13 protein-coding genes are annotated in these 14,920 nt (G+C 69.5%); 7 read left to right on the top strand and 6 right to left on the bottom strand.

The window, feature by feature from the left end; translation table 11 throughout:
- Positions 1 to 67 precede the first annotated feature (67 nt).
- On the top strand, positions 68 to 2,260 hold the full coding sequence (locus tag ACKOB8_RS05100; protein WP_526376132.1) for a family 1 glycosylhydrolase: 2,193 nt from the start codon (positions 68 to 70) through the stop codon (positions 2,258 to 2,260).
- 7 nt (positions 2,261 to 2,267) lie between these two features.
- Here ACKOB8_RS05100 and ACKOB8_RS05095 read toward each other — a convergent pair whose 3' ends face one another.
- Positions 2,268 to 3,395, bottom strand: coding sequence for a ligand-gated ion channel (locus ACKOB8_RS05095; RefSeq protein ID WP_526376131.1), 1,128 nt, complete (start codon positions 3,393 to 3,395; stop codon positions 2,268 to 2,270).
- A 108-nt stretch (positions 3,396 to 3,503) separates the two neighbouring features.
- Between ACKOB8_RS05095 and ACKOB8_RS05090 the strand changes: the two genes are divergently transcribed.
- The 3 genes from ACKOB8_RS05090 (at position 3,504) to ACKOB8_RS05080 (ending at position 6,315) form a co-directional block, all read left to right on the top strand.
- Positions 3,504 to 3,911 carry a DoxX family protein gene (locus tag ACKOB8_RS05090; RefSeq protein ID WP_526376130.1) on the top strand — a complete coding sequence of 136 codons (408 nt, stop codon included), beginning with the start codon at positions 3,504 to 3,506 and terminating at the stop codon, positions 3,909 to 3,911.
- Between the two features lie 74 nt (positions 3,912 to 3,985).
- A complete protein-coding gene (locus ACKOB8_RS05085; protein ID WP_526376129.1) occupies positions 3,986 to 5,497 on the top strand; it encodes a wax ester/triacylglycerol synthase domain-containing protein in 1,512 nt (503 codons plus the stop codon).
- Complete coding sequence (locus ACKOB8_RS05080) at positions 5,497 to 6,315, top strand: enoyl-CoA hydratase/isomerase family protein (RefSeq protein ID WP_526376128.1); 819 nt, start codon at positions 5,497 to 5,499, stop codon at positions 6,313 to 6,315. Before ACKOB8_RS05085 ends, ACKOB8_RS05080 begins: the two co-directional genes overlap by 1 nt.
- Positions 6,316 to 6,344: 29 nt before the next feature.
- On the opposite strand, the gene ACKOB8_RS05075 is transcribed toward ACKOB8_RS05080, so the two are convergent.
- The 4 genes from ACKOB8_RS05075 to ACKOB8_RS05060 form a co-directional block, all read right to left on the bottom strand.
- A complete protein-coding gene (locus tag ACKOB8_RS05075) occupies positions 6,345 to 7,004 on the bottom strand; it encodes a L,D-transpeptidase family protein (RefSeq protein WP_526376127.1) in 660 nt (219 codons plus the stop codon).
- Between the two features lie 116 nt (positions 7,005 to 7,120).
- Positions 7,121 to 7,870, bottom strand: coding sequence for a glycoside hydrolase domain-containing protein (locus tag ACKOB8_RS05070; protein WP_526376156.1), 750 nt, complete (start codon positions 7,868 to 7,870; stop codon positions 7,121 to 7,123).
- Between the two features lie 30 nt (positions 7,871 to 7,900).
- Entirely contained in the window at positions 7,901 to 8,842 is a 942-nt protein-coding gene (locus ACKOB8_RS05065) for an alpha-L-rhamnosidase C-terminal domain-containing protein (RefSeq protein ID WP_526376126.1), read from the bottom strand.
- Between the two features lie 72 nt (positions 8,843 to 8,914).
- A complete protein-coding gene (locus ACKOB8_RS05060; protein ID WP_526376155.1) occupies positions 8,915 to 9,892 on the bottom strand; it encodes a glycoside hydrolase family 6 protein in 978 nt (325 codons plus the stop codon).
- Positions 9,893 to 9,986: 94 nt separating this feature from the next.
- Between ACKOB8_RS05060 and ACKOB8_RS05055 the strand changes: the two genes are divergently transcribed.
- Entirely contained in the window at positions 9,987 to 11,216 is a 1,230-nt protein-coding gene (locus ACKOB8_RS05055; RefSeq protein WP_526376125.1) for an MFS transporter, read from the top strand.
- Between the two features lie 22 nt (positions 11,217 to 11,238).
- Here the strand turns inward: ACKOB8_RS05055 and ACKOB8_RS05050 are convergent, their stop codons facing one another.
- Positions 11,239 to 12,978, bottom strand: a complete 1,740-nt coding sequence (locus tag ACKOB8_RS05050) for a hypothetical protein (protein ID WP_526376124.1) — start codon at positions 12,976 to 12,978, stop codon at positions 11,239 to 11,241.
- A gap of 211 nt (positions 12,979 to 13,189) precedes the next feature.
- On the opposite strand from ACKOB8_RS05050, the gene ACKOB8_RS05045 reads away from it, so the two are divergent.
- Together ACKOB8_RS05045 and ACKOB8_RS05040 are read left to right on the top strand one after the other, a co-directional pair.
- Positions 13,190 to 14,218: a fused (3R)-hydroxyacyl-ACP dehydratase subunits HadA/HadB gene (locus ACKOB8_RS05045; protein WP_526376123.1), complete on the top strand. Its 1,029-nt coding sequence runs from the start codon at positions 13,190 to 13,192 to the stop codon at positions 14,216 to 14,218.
- Positions 14,215 to 14,916: a TVP38/TMEM64 family protein gene (locus ACKOB8_RS05040; protein WP_526376122.1), complete on the top strand. Its 702-nt coding sequence runs from the start codon at positions 14,215 to 14,217 to the stop codon at positions 14,914 to 14,916. Before ACKOB8_RS05045 ends, ACKOB8_RS05040 begins: the two co-directional genes overlap by 4 nt.
- Positions 14,917 to 14,920 lie beyond the last annotated feature (4 nt).

Below are 14,920 nucleotides of genomic sequence, written 5' to 3'. Positions count from 1 at the left end.
ACGGGGGGAGTTACTCGGGGCGCGACGGTCCGGTCTGCTCGCCGCCGTACTGGGCGGCGGGGCGGCGTTGACGATCGGGCTCGCGGCCCCCGCCGCGGCCAGTCCGGCAGCACCGGGTGAGGATCCGGGCGCCGCACCCGCCGCGCAGTCGCCGCGGGCAACGGCGACACGATCCGGACGCGCCCGCGACGCCGCACCGGGACAGCGTCCGGCGGCCGCGCGCCAGGCGATCCGGACACCCGCCGCACCGGCCGCCGGATCCAGCCGGGCCCACCGCGCCGGTGCGCAGACCGCTCCGCGCCCGGCTGCCGCGCCCGCCGTGTGGACCCTGCTGGGCACCGTCGGTCGTGAGATCGAGCGCACCTTCTTCAACCGCTACCCCACTGTCGCACCGCTCGTCACTTCCCAATCCGCGTCGGGCGACGTCACCGGGACGATGGGGGCCACCGACGCCGACGGGGACCGGTTGATCTACTCGGTGATCGCCCAGCCCACGCTGGGGCGGGTGAGCCTCGACCGGGATACCGGCGCCTTCACCTACACCCCGGTGGTCGACTTCGCGGCCTACGGCGGCGAGGACTCCTTCACCGTCGAGGTGAGCGACGAGACGAACGTCCACCTCCACGGCCTGCAGGGCCTGGCCAACGCGCCCGTCGCATTCCTGCGTTCGATTCCGTTCCTGGGCTCGCTGCTGTCGGACTACCTGCCACGCACCAACCCGACGGCGACGGTCCAGCTGCGTTTCGACGGCACCGGAACCGATGCGGCGCTGGAGTTTCCGGACGGTTTCCGGTGGGGAGTGTCCACGGCTGCCTTCCAGGCCGAGATGGGCGGTGACGCTCCGCTGGACGTCAACTCGGACTGGTGGCAGTGGACGCACGACCCGGCCAACAGCACGTTGCTGGGATGGCGCGGCGCGGTGCCCGAGGACGGCCCGGGCCAGTACATCCGCTACCCGGTCGACATCGGCTTGGCCAAGGACGGCGTCGGCGCGAACACCTTCCGGATCAGCGTCGAGTGGAGCCGGATCTTCCCCACCTCGACGGCGTCGGTGGACGCGGGCGCCGGCATCACCCCGCAGGTGCTCGCCGAGCTTGATGCGCTGGCCGATCAGGACGCGGTGGACCACTACCGCGAGGAAATCGCGGCGATGCGCGCAGCCGGTCTCGAGCCGATGGTGACCGTCAATCACTTCACCCTGCCGCTGTGGGTTCACGATCCCGCCGCGGCGCGGGCCGCGGCGATGCGCGGGCAAGTCCCCGACACCGCGGCCGGCTGGGTTTCGGAATCGACCGCCACCGAGTTCGAGAAGTACGCCGGCTATCTCGCCTGGAAGCTGGGACCCGAGGTCGGGACCTGGTTGGTGCTCAACGAGCCGGTCACCGCGATGCTGGTGTCCTATTACGCCATCCCGCTGGCGACCAACTTCCCGCCCGCGGTGTTCCGGCCCGACCTGGTCGCGCGCGGCCTGCTCAATCTGGCGGCGGCCCACGCGGGGGCCTACGACGCGATCCACGAGTTCGATCCCGACGCCCAGGTCGGATTCGCGCTCAACATGTACTCCTGGCGCGGAGCCGATCCGGCCAACCCGGTCGACCAGCAGGCGGCGGCGACCTTCAGCGACTTCTACAACCGGTGGTTCCCCAACGCCGTGCTGCAGGGCCGGATCGACGCCAACTTCGACGGGGTGATCGGCGACGACGAGATCCACCCGGACCTGGCCGGCAAGGCCGACTTCTTCGGGGTCAATTACTACAGCCAGGGGCTGGTGGTGCCCTACGGCGGGCCGCCCGACCCGGCCCTGCCGGTCCTCACCGGTTACCCGCAGTTCTCACCGCTGATCAACGTCGTCGCCGGGGGATGCCCCGCCAGCGAGTGCAGTGACACCGCGCAGATCATCAACCCCGCGGGGCTGCGCTCGGTGCTGGACATCGCGAACTCCTACGGAATCCCGCTGTGGGTCACCGAGAACGGACTCGCCGACGCCGACGACGACCAGCGTCCTTCCTACGTCGTGCGCCATCTGGCCGTGATCAACAAGGCGATCGCCGAGGGGATGGACATCCGCGGCTACACCGCGTGGGCGCTCACCGACAACCTCGAGTGGGTGCTCGGCTACGAGCCGAGATACGGGCTGTACTCCTATGATCCGGTCACGCTGGAACGGACCCCGCGGCCCAGCGTCGAGCTGGTGCGCGACATCTTCTCCGGCAACGCCATCTCCGCCGAGGATTTCCGGACCTACGTCACCGGCGGTTGAGCCGGCTCTAGCGCAGATACACCAGCAGGACGACCGCCATCAGCGCCAGGTACACCGCACCGATCACGATCAAAGCCCGCCGCTCCATCACCATGGCGGGTCCGTCCCCCTTGGTCTGCAGGATCCACGCACCGATCACCGACACCGCGATCATCGCGGTGGTCGCGGCGTAGGCCAGGATGTAGAGCAGGTCGATCATCAGCAGATAGCTGGTCTGCGGAAGCCCCGACGACACGCCCCAGTGTCCGGCCACGAGCGCCAACAGCGCGGTGATGCACAGGTTCAGCTTCGAGTCCACGTAGGACGCGGGGACGACCAGCGCCAGCGCCGCGGCGATCAGGACGATGAAGATCGGCAGCACGGTCTTGACGATTCCCGACACCGCCGGTGAGGACAGCGGAATCTCCACCGTCATCCGGCTGTAGGTCCGCGAATCGGGCGCCGAATCGAGCTCCCCGAATGACGAACTGTACGTGTAGGGACCGAACGCGATGCGGGGTTGACCGAAGTTGTATCCCGGCAGCGTGATCTCCCGGTCCAGTTCGATCGGGTCGGCGTCGGGTTCGTAGACGACGCTGGCGATGTCGTTTTCGCCTTCTTCGATGATCAGCCTGAGGGTCTGCTTCTCGAAGGGATAGTCCGACAGCGACAGCGGCGAATTGAACGAGCCCTGAAAGCGTGCCACCCACAGCAGGCTGCCGTCCGACTGCTTCTGCGGCTCGTCGTAGAGCGGGGTCTCGACGAGTCCCCAACTCTGGTAGACGTTCATGACCTCAAGACCCTCACTGGGGTCGATGTCCGGATTCATCCAGCGCAGCCAGACGTAGAAGTCGACGTCGAAGCTGTTGGTGGGCAGGTCGACCTTCTGGATGTTGGAGATGTACACCCCGGCGGTCACCTTGTCCGGGCCGGTCTCACGCTCGGTGGAAAGGGGCCGCACCGCGCGACGATGATGCTCGGCGGATTCGGATGCGGCGCCGATCCGGTTCATCACGGCGCCAGCCCGGGCTTGCTCGGCAGCCCGGTCGTCGGAGCCGCCGCGACCGGACGTGCCCGTCATCATCAGCCCGGCCGCCAGCGCGAGAAGAAACACGGCGGCCATCGCGAGCCGCGCCACGCCTCGCCTGGACAGCATGCTCACCGGTCTACAGATAGCACGCGTGCGCCCGTCCTCGGCGTCGACCTGGGTATCAGCTTGATGTCAGACCCGTCCGCACCGGCCTGACCGGTCTATAGTCGGCGCATGACGCCCAGCTCTGACCAGCGCGTGGACCGTTACGCACCGGCCGCGCTCGCCCTCTTCCGCATCATCATCGGATTCCTGTTCGCGCTGCACGGGACCGCGAAGCTGTTCGGTTGGCCGGCGACGAAAGGCGGCGCCGTTCCGGTGGGAACCTGGCCATACTGGTGGGCCGGGGTGATCGAACTTGCGGTGGGCCTGCTGATCGCCCTCGGGCTGTTCACCCGCGTGGCGGCGGTGATCGGGTCGGGCACGATGGCCTTCGCCTACTTCACCGAGCATCAGCCCAAGGCGCTGCTGCCGATCGAGAACGGCGGCGAGCTTGCCGTGCTGTACTGCTTCGCGTTCCTGCTCCTCGCGTTTACCGGGCCCGGAGCCTTCGCCCTGCGCGGCGCCAAGCCTGATGGCTGATCGTGACTGAACCGCCTGCCGGGGGTTAGCGTGGGACCGAGCAGGTAGCGGCAGGCAGATGGCAAGGAGGCCCGATGGCTGAGAGCCCGAAGAAGAAATCCGCACCCTCAGCGAAGAAAGCGCCGGCGAAGAAGCCCGCCGCCAAGACGCCCGCGCGGGCTAAAACCCTGCGGGGCAGGGATGCGGTCACCGAGGCCAAACGGCTCTCCGGCTGGGACTTCGCGACGTGGCGGATGGCGACCGACGACCCGGTGATGCGTTCGACGATCATCGGTCTGCTGCTGCTCGAGAAGAGTCCGGACTGGGAGCGGATGTGCGAGCGCTACGAACGCGCGACCCGACTCGCCCCGGTGCTGCGCTCGGTGATCAAGGAGGGGCCAACGGGTCTGGAGACGCCGCGCATCGTCGTCGATCCGAACTTCGATCTCTCCTATCACATGCGCCGCTTTTCCATGCCCAAGGATTCGACGTGGACAGACGTGCTCGACGACGCCCGGCGGCAGAGCATGTCGGACTTCGACAAGGACCGGCCGCTGTGGCGGGTGACCCTGCTGGAGGGTCTGCCCGAGGGGAGGGCGGCCATGATCCTGAAGTTGCACCACGCCATCGCCGATGGACAGGGCGCGGTCCAGTTGGGTCTGGCTCTGCTCGACTTCACCCCGGAGGGAACCGATCTGGGGCCGATGCCGCCGGCGCCGGAGCCGGCCGTGCTGGACACGAAGGGGTTCGTGCAGGCGGTCATCCGCAACAACGTCGGGTGGGTCGCCAAGACCGCCGAGGACGCCGTCAAGGGCATCGGACCGCTGGCCCTGGCGACCATCAAGAACCCGGTGGGATTCCTCAACCGCTTCCGGGACACCGCCGAATCGGTGTTGCGCTTCACCAAGGTGCCGCTGCCGTTGGGTCCGCTGTCGCCGATCATGCAGGCCCGCAGCATCAACTATCACTTCGACACGATCGACATGGACTTCGAGGCGTTCCGGGCCGCCGCGAAGAAGCGCGACCGCACCGTCAACGATCTGTTCCTCGCCGGGATCAGCGTCGGCATGCACCGGTTCCACGAACAGATGGGCCGCCCGGTCGACGAACTGCGGATGAACATGCCGATCTCGCTGCGGACCTCGGCGGACCAGGGCAACGCGGTGACCATCGCGCGATTCGAGATCCCGGTCAGCAACGCGATCGACGACGTGCTGGAAGCCGCCGCGCGCACCGTGCGCAGCTGGCGCGCCGAGCCGGCCCTCAAACTGGCCGACTACCTCGCCGAACTCAGCCGCTTCCTGCCCCCGGAACTGGTGTCGGCGGCGGCCCAGACCTCGGATCTGACCGCCTCCAACGTTCCGGGCGTACCCGCGCCGGTGTGGCTGGCCGGGGCGCAGGTGTTGCGGATGTACCCGCTGGTCGGCACGATCGGCGCGGCGATCAACGTCACGATGCTGACCTACAACGGAACGGCCAGCGTGGGGGTCAGTTCCGACGACGCGGCGGTCGGTGACCGCGACGAATTGATCCGCAGCCTGCGGTACGGCTTCGAACAGGTCGTCGGCACGTCGGTCTTCGTGAGCGAACCGCTGCACGCCGGCTGATGGCCGCAGCCGATCACCCGGCGGTCTCGTCGCGGTTTTCGACCCTGCTGTGCGCCGCCCCGGCCGAGCACGTCCTGCAGGTCACTCTCGATCGCCCCGCGGTGGGCAACGCGATGAACACCGAGATGGGAACGGAACTGCACCGGTTGTGGACCCTGCTGGGCGAGGAGGCCGGCGACATCCGCTGCGTCGTGCTGACCGGTGCGGGCGAGCGGATCTTCTGCGCCGGTGCGGACCTCAAGGAGCGCCACGGGATGAGCGCGCAGTCCTGGCACCGGCAGCACGAGATCTTCGAGCGCGCCAGCGACGCGCTCACCGATCTGCCGATCCCGGTGATCGCCGCGGTCAACGGCCACGCCTACGCGGGCGGGCTGGAGATGGTGCTCGCGTGTGATTTCGCCTACGGGTCCCGTGATGCGCGCTTCGCGCTGACCGAGGTCACCCTCGGCATCATGCCCGGCACCGGCGGGACGCAGAACCTGCCGCGAGCGGTCGGCGAACGGCGCGCCAAGGAGATCATCCTCACCGGGCTGCCGTTCGACGCCGACCAGGCACTGAGCTGGGGCGTGCTGAACGCGGTGTTCCCGCCGGGCGAGGTTCTCACCGAGGCTGTGGCAACGGCGAGCAGGATCGCCGGCAACGCGCCGCTGGCGGTCCGCCAGGTCAAGAAATCCATTCGCCACGGCATGCAGACCGACCTGTGCACGGCCCTGCGGTTCGAAGTCGAGGCCTACAACCGGCTGATCGACACCGACGACCGTCGCGAAGGGGTCAGCGCCTTCAACGAGAAACGCCCACCGCGCTTCACCGGACGCTGAACGGCGAGCCCACCGGCTGACCCCGGGGGTCAGGATCCGGCCGGGATCAAGGCCGGGTCACCGACACCGATGGTGATGCGTGGAGAGGCGGCGGGGTCGAGCCAGGTCAGCACCGACCGCATCTCGTCGCGACCGATCGCCACACAACCCCAGGTGGGGTCACCGTCGGTGACGTGCAGGAAGATTCCCGACACCCGGCCGGGGATGCGTTGCGGATTGACCGTGATGTTCACCGCGTAGTCGTACACCGGTCCAGAGTCATAGAGGTTCTCCACGATGTCCGACGGGGCTTGGGGACTGCGGACATGGGTGTTGTAGGTCGGTGACGAGGCGTCCTCATCCCACCAGTCCTGGTCGGTGGCCTGGAAGTAGGGCATCTTCGTTCCCGGGTTGGGTTGCCGGCCGAAGGCCTGGTCGAAGGTGAACGTGCCTTCGGGGGTTCGGTACACCCCGTCGGCCGGTTCGCCCACGCCGAGTTCGCCCACCTCGGCCGGCGTCGGCCCCAACACCGGTTTCCACTGCTGCCCGAACCGCTGAAAGGCGATGAGCGATCCGGTCGTCGCGTCCGCCGCGGGCACTCCGACAACGATCCACTGCGACGGTTGGCCAGCCGGGGGAGTCGTCGGTTCGGCTGTCGCGGTCGCTGCCATCACCGGACTGAGGAACACCAGCGCGAGCCGGGCGGCCATGATCGCGACTGTCCTGAGTTTCACCGGCACCTCGGATCGGATCGATGCAGAGCCCGGCCATCGTAACCGCGCGCGGCCTCTGATCGGCGCAGCGAAATGCCGATCCGGGCGGCTCTTCAGCCAGCCGGATTCCCGAGATCGCCCCGATCCCACTGACCGAAGTCGGGTGCCAACACGTCATCGACGTCGACGTGGACCCCGTCGATGAGCACACCGGGATCGGTCGCGGTGACCACCTCGGTCTGGAAGAGCACCGCCGCGGGTTCCCGCTTTCCGTTCGACCACGCCTTGGTCTGCCAGGCCCAGCGGTAACCCGGCGTCGTCGAGTGCCCGACGACGTCGTCGGCGATGGCCCAGCCGCACTCCCGGACACCGCCGTAGATCCCGGTGCGCTCGACACCGAGGACCGAGTTGATCCCCCGGAACCACTGCGACGCGGTGCGCTCCCAGGTCGCGGCGTCGATGGGCTCGTCGACGCTGAAGAAGATCGGCGCCGAGTCCGGGCCGCCGGCCGCGCCGTGCAGGCTCAACGCCGTCTGGGCGTCCGCCACTCCCCCGTCGTACCCGCGGGTGAAGTCCGACGGGGTGGGCCAGCCGGGTTTGCCGTACTGATAGCAGCTGACGACGTGCAGACCCAGCGCCCGCATTCCGTCGGCGAACTGCCGGGTGACCGGCTTGAAGTCGAACGTCGCCCCCGGGCGTAACTGCGAGACGTAGACCAGCGCCCCGTCGAAACCGGCCGCCCGGATCTGCTCGGGCGCCACCAGCCGTTCGGCGAAGTCGATGAGCCGCAGGCCGGTCGCCGAGGCCCGCGGCGTGACGGCCAGCACGGCGCTGCCGGCGAGCACCACTCCGCCGGTGAGCACCGCGCGCCGGGTCACGCTCACGTCAGCACCTCACGGCGAGGACCAGGCCCAGGTGTGGGTGCCGGTGACATTGCGGAACGCGACGTACCCGTCGGCCGTTGCCACCGCGTCGATGCCGCCGACGCCCGCGGTGCCGTCCCACACCTCGACGCCGTCGCGGAAGATCACCCGACTGGAGCCCAGCGTCGGCACCGCGACGGTTCCCGAGGTGCCGTCCGGGGCCTCGACGGTGATCCGGAAGGCGTCCTCGCCCAACTCCCAGCGCGAGGCGATGGCCCCGGCGGTGGTGGGCACCCGGCCCTGGGCGAAGGTCAGCCCGACCGGGAACGGCTTGACCTGCCAGGTGCGGTAGGCGACCGACGTCGGCGTGATACCCAGGACGTAGTCCGACAGCGACGAGGTGGCCCCGGTGCTCCACGCGTGCGACGCCGAGTCGCCGAACAGGTAGGGAATGGTTCCCGCCAGGTTGCCGCCGGGCAGGTTGATCCGCTCCCAGGTGGTGCTGCCGGCATCGGTGTCGACCATGTAGCCCCAGGTCGCCAGCATCTGCTGGGTGGCCAGATCGGGCCGGCCCGCCAGGTAGTTGGCGGGCAGCGAGAAGCTGCTGATGAACGGGGACACGATCTGCGGATACCGGGGAACCCCGGCCTCGGCGGCCCGCAGACCGTAGTCGGTGGTCAGGGTGTCGGCCATGGTCTGGACGATCTGGGCGGCCTGATCGGCGTCGGCCACCCCGTAGTACACCGCCCAGGAGTTCGCGTCGTGCACGACGAAGCCGCGGCTGGCCGTCGAGGCGTCGTAGGCCCCGAGTTCGGGGTCCGGTCGCGACGCGGTCGCGGTCCTGCGCGCGGGGTCAGACGCCGGCGAGGCGACCCGGCCGGCAGCGGGTGCGGCGGCCGCCGGCGCGGACCGCGCCGCGGAACGCCGTTGGGCCGCTGCTTTTTCCCGCCCGACGCAACAGGACGCTCTCATCGCGCTCCTCTCCCGAGATCGCCTGGCCTGAAAACTACGGCACCGGCGGCAGCGGGAGAAGCTGTTGGGTTGCTACCGCCCGGCGTTGCGGGCGAGATCGATCGCGAACTGGGCGACGAAGCGCCCGGCCGGGGGGTCGCCCCGGTCGCAGGAGCCGTCGGATTCACCGACCCGTTTGACCCACACGTAGGCGTCGGCGTGCGCTCCCGCGGTGTCGGTGGTCGGCGCGACCCCCAGCGCGCGACCGCCGGGGTTGCACCAGCTCAGCGGGGCGTCAGGCAGCGGACCGGCGCCGTTGCGCGAGGTGTCGATCACGTAGTGCGATCCGTTGGTGAGCGCGGAGATCGCCTCGCCGTAGCCGATCTGCTCGTCGGTGGAGTAGTAGTTCGTGATGTTGAGACTGAAACCCCTCGCCCTGCTCACACCGACCGCATTGAGACGGTTGGCCATCTCGCCGGCGGGGACCCACCGCGAATGCCCGCCGTCGACGTACACCGCGGCGGCCGGGTTGCGGGTCAGCGTGTCGACGGCGTAGCTGAGCAAGTCGTACCGTTCCTGGCGCTGGTCGGCCGACAGGCAGTCGGCCATGGCCAGCGCGTCGGGTTCGAGGATGATCGCCGCCGGCATCGACCCCAGACCGGAGGCGACCGCGTCGATCCAGCCGCGATAGCCCTCGGCCGTGCTGAACCCGCCCGCCGCGAAGCTGCCGCAGTCGCGGTGCGGAATCGCGTAGAGCGCCAGGATCGGCGTGGCGCCGGCGGCCTGCGCCGCACCGGCGTACCGGGAGACCGTGCTGGCGGCCGTGGCCGGCGGGAAGGCATGGTCGAGCCAGTAGGCCTGCGGCGTGTTGGCGATCGCGGTCAGCTCCGCGCTGGGCGGGTCGGCACTGTTCGCCGCGCGCATGGCCGCCGAGATCGGATCGACGTAGAAGGGCCGTCCGGCCAGCGGGTTGGCGTCGGCGAGCAGGCGCACGGGACCGGCGGGGCCCGCCGGCATCAGTCCGGCCAGGACGGCCCCGGCCACCAGGGCCACCACGATCCGATGGGCCAGCGCGGCGACAGGGGCGATACCGGAGAAGATCACGCCTGAGAAAATAGTGCCGCGGCGCGCTCAGCGCCAACTTTCCCGACCGTAGGAGCCCCGCGTGACCGACCAACTGTCGTGGCGCAGCAGGGTCGTGTTCGGCACCGCCGCGATGTTCGTCTTCTTCCAGATGGTGCTGCAGACCTTCCCCAGCGTGATGCGGGAGGGACTGGTCGTCGACCTCTCGCTCAACGACGCGGGGTTCGGCGGGCTGTCGTCGAGCTTCTACTACCCCTACATCCTGCTGCAGGTGCCCGCCGGAATCCTGGTCGCGCGCTTCGGGGTGCGCGCCGTGCTCATCACCGGGGCAACCCTGTGCACCGCCGCCTCCTTCCTCTTCGCCGTGTCGCGGACCGCGGAGTTCGCCGAGGTGACCCGCATCCTGATGGGCCTGGGTGCCGCACCGATGGTGGTGTGCACGATGACCCTGGCCGCGCAGTGGTTTCCCGCTCGCCTGTTCCCGCTGCTGGCCGCGCTGACCGAGATGGCCGGGATGTCGGGAGCGGCGGTCGGCCAGGAGACCCTAGGATTCATCGTCGAACGCGCCGGGTGGCGAACGGGCATGCTCACCTGCGGGGTGTTCTCCGTGTTTCTGCTGCTGCTGATCGTGCTGTTCGTCAGGAACCGCAGCAGCCCCGGCGCGGGCACCGGCGAGGACTGGCCCAACGCCTCCGCGATCGGGCGACTGCTGATGTCACCACCGATCCTCGCGCGTGCCACCGCCGGCGGGCTGGTCGCCTGCACGGGGGTGGCCTTCGGGATGCTCTGGGGCGTCTCCTACTTCCAGGCCTATCACCAGCTGAGCCTGTCCGCGGCCTCGGTGTGCGCGTCGTTCTACTTCTGGGGGTGTTTGCCCGGGATGCTCGGATCGGCCTGGCTGTGTGCGCGGTGGGGCAGGCCCGCGCTGCTGCTGGCACTCGGCGCCGTGGGAACGGCCGCCTCGATGGGACTGATCCTGTTCGTCCTGCACGGGCAGCTCGCCCTGGCGGCGGCCATGTTCGCTCTGGGAGTGTTCAACTCGTTCTACGCCCTGACGTTCACCATGACCAAGGACAAGGCGCCGCCGGAACTCTCCGGGGTGGCGATGGGGATGACCAACATGCTGATCATGGGCATCGGCGGTGTGGTCTTCCAGCCGCTGATCGGTGTGCTCGCCCACGTCCGCGGCGAGGGCGTGCCCGGGGCCGCGGCGCTGAGCATCACCATCATCGCGCCCCTGGCGGCGTTGGTGATCCTGGCCGGCATCGGCCTTCGGGACGCCCGCCGGGCGACCAGCGACGCGAGCCGATGAGCACCGTGAACCGACACCGTGATTACGTGGTCGGCAGCGGCTTGGGTGTCGGCTTCAGTCTTTGGTTGGTGGACGGGGGCTGGCCCCAGGACGGAATCACCGCGGCGTCGTCCCAGTAGACGCCGGCGTGGAAGGGAATGTTGCCGTAGTAGTCGGAGTTCCACGGACCGCCCGTCGCCACCTGCGCGGGATTGGCGTAGGCCGACATCAGGGAGTAGGGCAGGGCGGCCGAGTAGAACGGCCTGGTGTCGTCGGTGACGGTCCCGGTGGACGACGAGTTGTATTGCTGGCCGATGAATCCGTCGATGAGGTTGTTGGCGTAGGCCAGCGACAGGAAGTTCCACTCACCGCCGGAATCGGTTGACGGGTTCACCGGCAGGCCCGTCAGACCCAGCGAGGTCAGGTAGGGCGTCGTCCCGTCGCCGCTGATGATGTGAGCGGAGTTGTAGGCCCCCTGGGTGTCGCTGCCGAGTGTTTTGAAGATGCTGCTGGCCGGAACCGGGTAGATTTTCACCGCGTCACCGAGAATCTGTTTGCCCGCCCACATGACGGCCAAGACGCCCGCGTAGGCCCCGTCGGTCGAGGTCTTACCCGGCGTGAACTCGAAATCCTGCCCCCAGAAGACGTAGCCGCCCGCGGCGGTCGGCGTGCCCTCGGCGGGAGTGGGGAACTCACCCGGGTAGAGCATCACTCGGGAAAGGATCGTCTGCGCGAGTGTCGTTTTGTCGCTGTCGGGCACCGGCGCCGACGATGCGAAGAGGTCGTCGATCAGCGACCAGAGGCTGTACCCGTCGGTGCCGTCGTTGTTCTGCAGCGCCACCGACTGGCCGATGATCCGGCCTCCCGCGGTGAGCGTGGCGCGATCACCGGGACTGAATTCGCCGATCACGCCGTAGCCGGCCGGGGTGTGCGCGGTTTGGGACGTGTCGCCGAGGAAGTAGACCAGCGAGTCGTCCAGACCGTCGACCCCGTCGCGGTTGAACACCAGCAGGAGCCTGGCCTTGCCGGCGCTGCCGGCCACCCCTCCGGTCCCGGTGGCACCGCCGTCGCCTCCGACGCCGAAGAGGTAGCTTCCGTTACCCCCGTCCCCGCCGTCACTGCCGGGGCCGCCGCTGCCGCCGTCGCCGCCCGCACCGAACAGCGACAGCGGTCCGGCGTTGCCGCCGTCACCGCCCCCGCCTCCCACACCGCCCGCGGTTGCGGCGGGTCCGCCCGCGCCGCCCTGGCCGCCGTCGCCCCCGAACAGTCCGCCGGTGCCGCCGTTGCCGCCCCGGGCGCCGATGACTCCCGGACCCCCCGCGCCCCCGCGTCCGAACCAGCCGGCTGATCCGCCGGTACCGCCGTTCCAGCCGTTCCCGCCGCTACCCCACAGCAGGCCGCCGGTGCCGCCGTTGCAGGCGGTGTCACCCGGGCAGGTGTCGGCGTCGTAGCTGAAACCGTTGCCGCCGAAGATGCCGCCGTCGGGCTGCTGGGCGGTGCCGTCCCCGATCAGGACGGACAGGATCGATCTCCCCCCCGCCGCGGTCTGGGCCGGCGCCGTCGGCGCCACCGCCCTGGCCGCGCCGCGGACCGCGGGTGCCGACCGTCCGGGCCCCGTCGCGCGCGGACCGCGGAGGTCGTGGCGCACCGCCGAGCGCGCGGGTCGCGCGGCCTCGGAGTTCGGTGCGCTCACCGAGCCCGTCCCGGCGGACTCGGCGGTGTCGGCGTGGGCCACCGCTGACGCGGATGCCAGCGCCGCACCGACACCCAGTGCGATCGCCAACGCGGCCAGTGGCCCTGCGGAAACCGGGACCGCGCCAGAACCGGACCGGATCACACGACCCCCACTTTTCCGCCAGAGGCACCGACGACGCGTGCGGTACCAGCTACGCCATTATGCGCACCGGCGTCAGCGAGTGCGGGCATTAGGGTGATGTGGTCGGTTTCGGCGATCACGGCGCCGAACAAGCCGACCCGAGGAGTTGGGCGAACACATGACCGCAGCACCCGAAGCGCCGGCGCTCGAGCCCCGGGTCGGCCATTACTACCAAATGGACGGCACCTACCTCGTCGGCCGCGAGAAGGTGCGTGAGTACGCCCGCGCCGTACAGGATTATCACCCCGCGCACTGGGACGTCGCCGCCGCCGCGGAACTGGGTTACGCGGGTCTGATCGCGCCGATCACCTTCACCTCCACCCCGGGGATGTCCTGCAACCGCCGCATGTTCGAGTCGGTGGTCGTCGGATACGACACCTACGTGCAGACCGAGGAGGTCTTCGAGCAGCACCGGCCGATCGTGGCGGGCGACGAACTCCACATCGACGTCGAACTGACCTCGGTGCGCCGCATCGCGGGCCGCGATCTGATCACGGTGACCAACACCTTCACCGATTCGGCCGGTGAACGGGTGCACACCCTGCACACCACCGTCGTCGGCGTCACCGCTGAGGACATCAACCCCGGCGTCAAGGCGGCCGTGCAGAAGGCGATGATGCACGACGTCGACATCATGAGCATCGACGGATCCGACGCCGCCTACCAGAAGACCGCGCGACCCGCGGGTGAGGTCCGGATCGCCGAGGACAGCGAACGGACGCTGGGAACTCCGTCATTCGACGACGTGAGGGTCGGCGACGAACTGCCGGTGCATCACACCCGGCTGTCCCGCGGTGATCTGGTCAACTACGCGGGGGTGGCCGGCGACGCCAACCCGATCCACTGGGACGAAGACCTCGCGAAGCTGGCCGGGCTGCCCGACGTGATCGCGCACGGCATGCTCACCATGGGGCTGGGCGCCGGATTCGTCTCGGCGTGGTCGGGTGACCCGGGTGCGGTCACCCGTTACGCCGTGCGGCTGTCCGCGCCCACGGTCGTGTCGGCCGCCGAGGGTGCGGACATCGAGTTCAGCGGACGGATCAAGTCGCTGGATCCCGAGACCCGCACCGGTGTGGTCCTGGTCGCCGCGAAGTCCGACGGCCGCAAGATCTTCGGTCTGGCGACCATGGACATCCGCTTTACTTGACCACCAGCGGGGTTTCACCGGCGGGCAGCCAGCGCAGGCACGCGCTGCGGCTGGCTCTGTTCGTCGCGGTGCTGCTGGTCGTGTTCTATCTGGTCGCCGTGCAGCGGGTCATCGACATCGAGGCGGTGCGCAGCGCCATCGCCCGAAGCGGTCCGCTCGCTCCGCTGGCCTACATCGCGGTGTCCGCCCTACTGGCCGCGATCTTCGTTCCCGGTCCGCTCCTGGCAGCCGGCAGTGGTCTGCTCTTCGGGCCGGCCCTGGGCCTCGTCGTCACCCTGACCTCGACGGCGACGACCGCGGTGATCGCGGCCCTGGTGGGCAGACGTGCCGGACGCGACAGCGCCCGATCCCTGATCGGTGCGGAATTGGCGGAGCGCATCGACTCCCAGATCCGCCGGCACGGGTTGTGGGCGGTGGTCGGTCAACGGTTCATCCCCGGGATCTCCGACGCCCTGGCGTCCTACACCTTCGGCGCGTTCGGCGTGCCGCTGTGGCAGATGGCACTGGGCGCCTTCATCGGCTCGGCGCCGCGGGCGTTCGTCTACACCGCGCTGGGCGCGTCGATCTCAGACCTCACCTCGCCGCTGGCCTACGTGGCGATCGGCGTCTGGTGTGTGACCGCGATCATCGGGGCCTTCGCGGCGCACCGCGGATATCGGGCGTGGCGTGCGCACCGCCGGACCTCGAGCGGACACTAGTGCC

The organism is Mycobacterium sp. (assembly GCF_046091765.1).
Classification (GTDB): domain Bacteria; phylum Actinomycetota; class Actinomycetes; order Mycobacteriales; family Mycobacteriaceae; genus Mycobacterium.
The sequence above is the reverse complement of the archived record's forward strand: the minus strand, read 5'-3'. Positions and strand labels throughout refer to the sequence as shown.

What these genes read in the sequence shown, in the direction of transcription:
- ACKOB8_RS05080 (WP_526376128.1), top strand. Translation starts at nt 5,497, where the DNA reads ATGGCCGCAGCCGATCACCCGGCGGTCTCGTCGCGGTTTTCGACCCTG.
- ACKOB8_RS05045 (WP_526376123.1), top strand. Translation starts at nt 13,190, where the DNA reads ATGACCGCAGCACCCGAAGCGCCGGCGCTCGAGCCCCGGGTCGGCCAT.
- ACKOB8_RS05090 (WP_526376130.1), top strand. Translation starts at nt 3,504, where the DNA reads ATGACGCCCAGCTCTGACCAGCGCGTGGACCGTTACGCACCGGCCGCG.
- ACKOB8_RS05095 (WP_526376131.1), bottom strand. Translation starts at nt 3,395, where the DNA reads ATGCTGTCCAGGCGAGGCGTGGCGCGGCTCGCGATGGCCGCCGTGTTT.
- ACKOB8_RS05075 (WP_526376127.1), bottom strand. Translation starts at nt 7,004, where the DNA reads ATGGCCGCCCGGCTCGCGCTGGTGTTCCTCAGTCCGGTGATGGCAGCG.
- ACKOB8_RS05065 (WP_526376126.1), bottom strand. Translation starts at nt 8,842, where the DNA reads ATGAGAGCGTCCTGTTGCGTCGGGCGGGAAAAAGCAGCGGCCCAACGG.
- ACKOB8_RS05085 (WP_526376129.1), top strand. Translation starts at nt 3,986, where the DNA reads ATGGCTGAGAGCCCGAAGAAGAAATCCGCACCCTCAGCGAAGAAAGCG.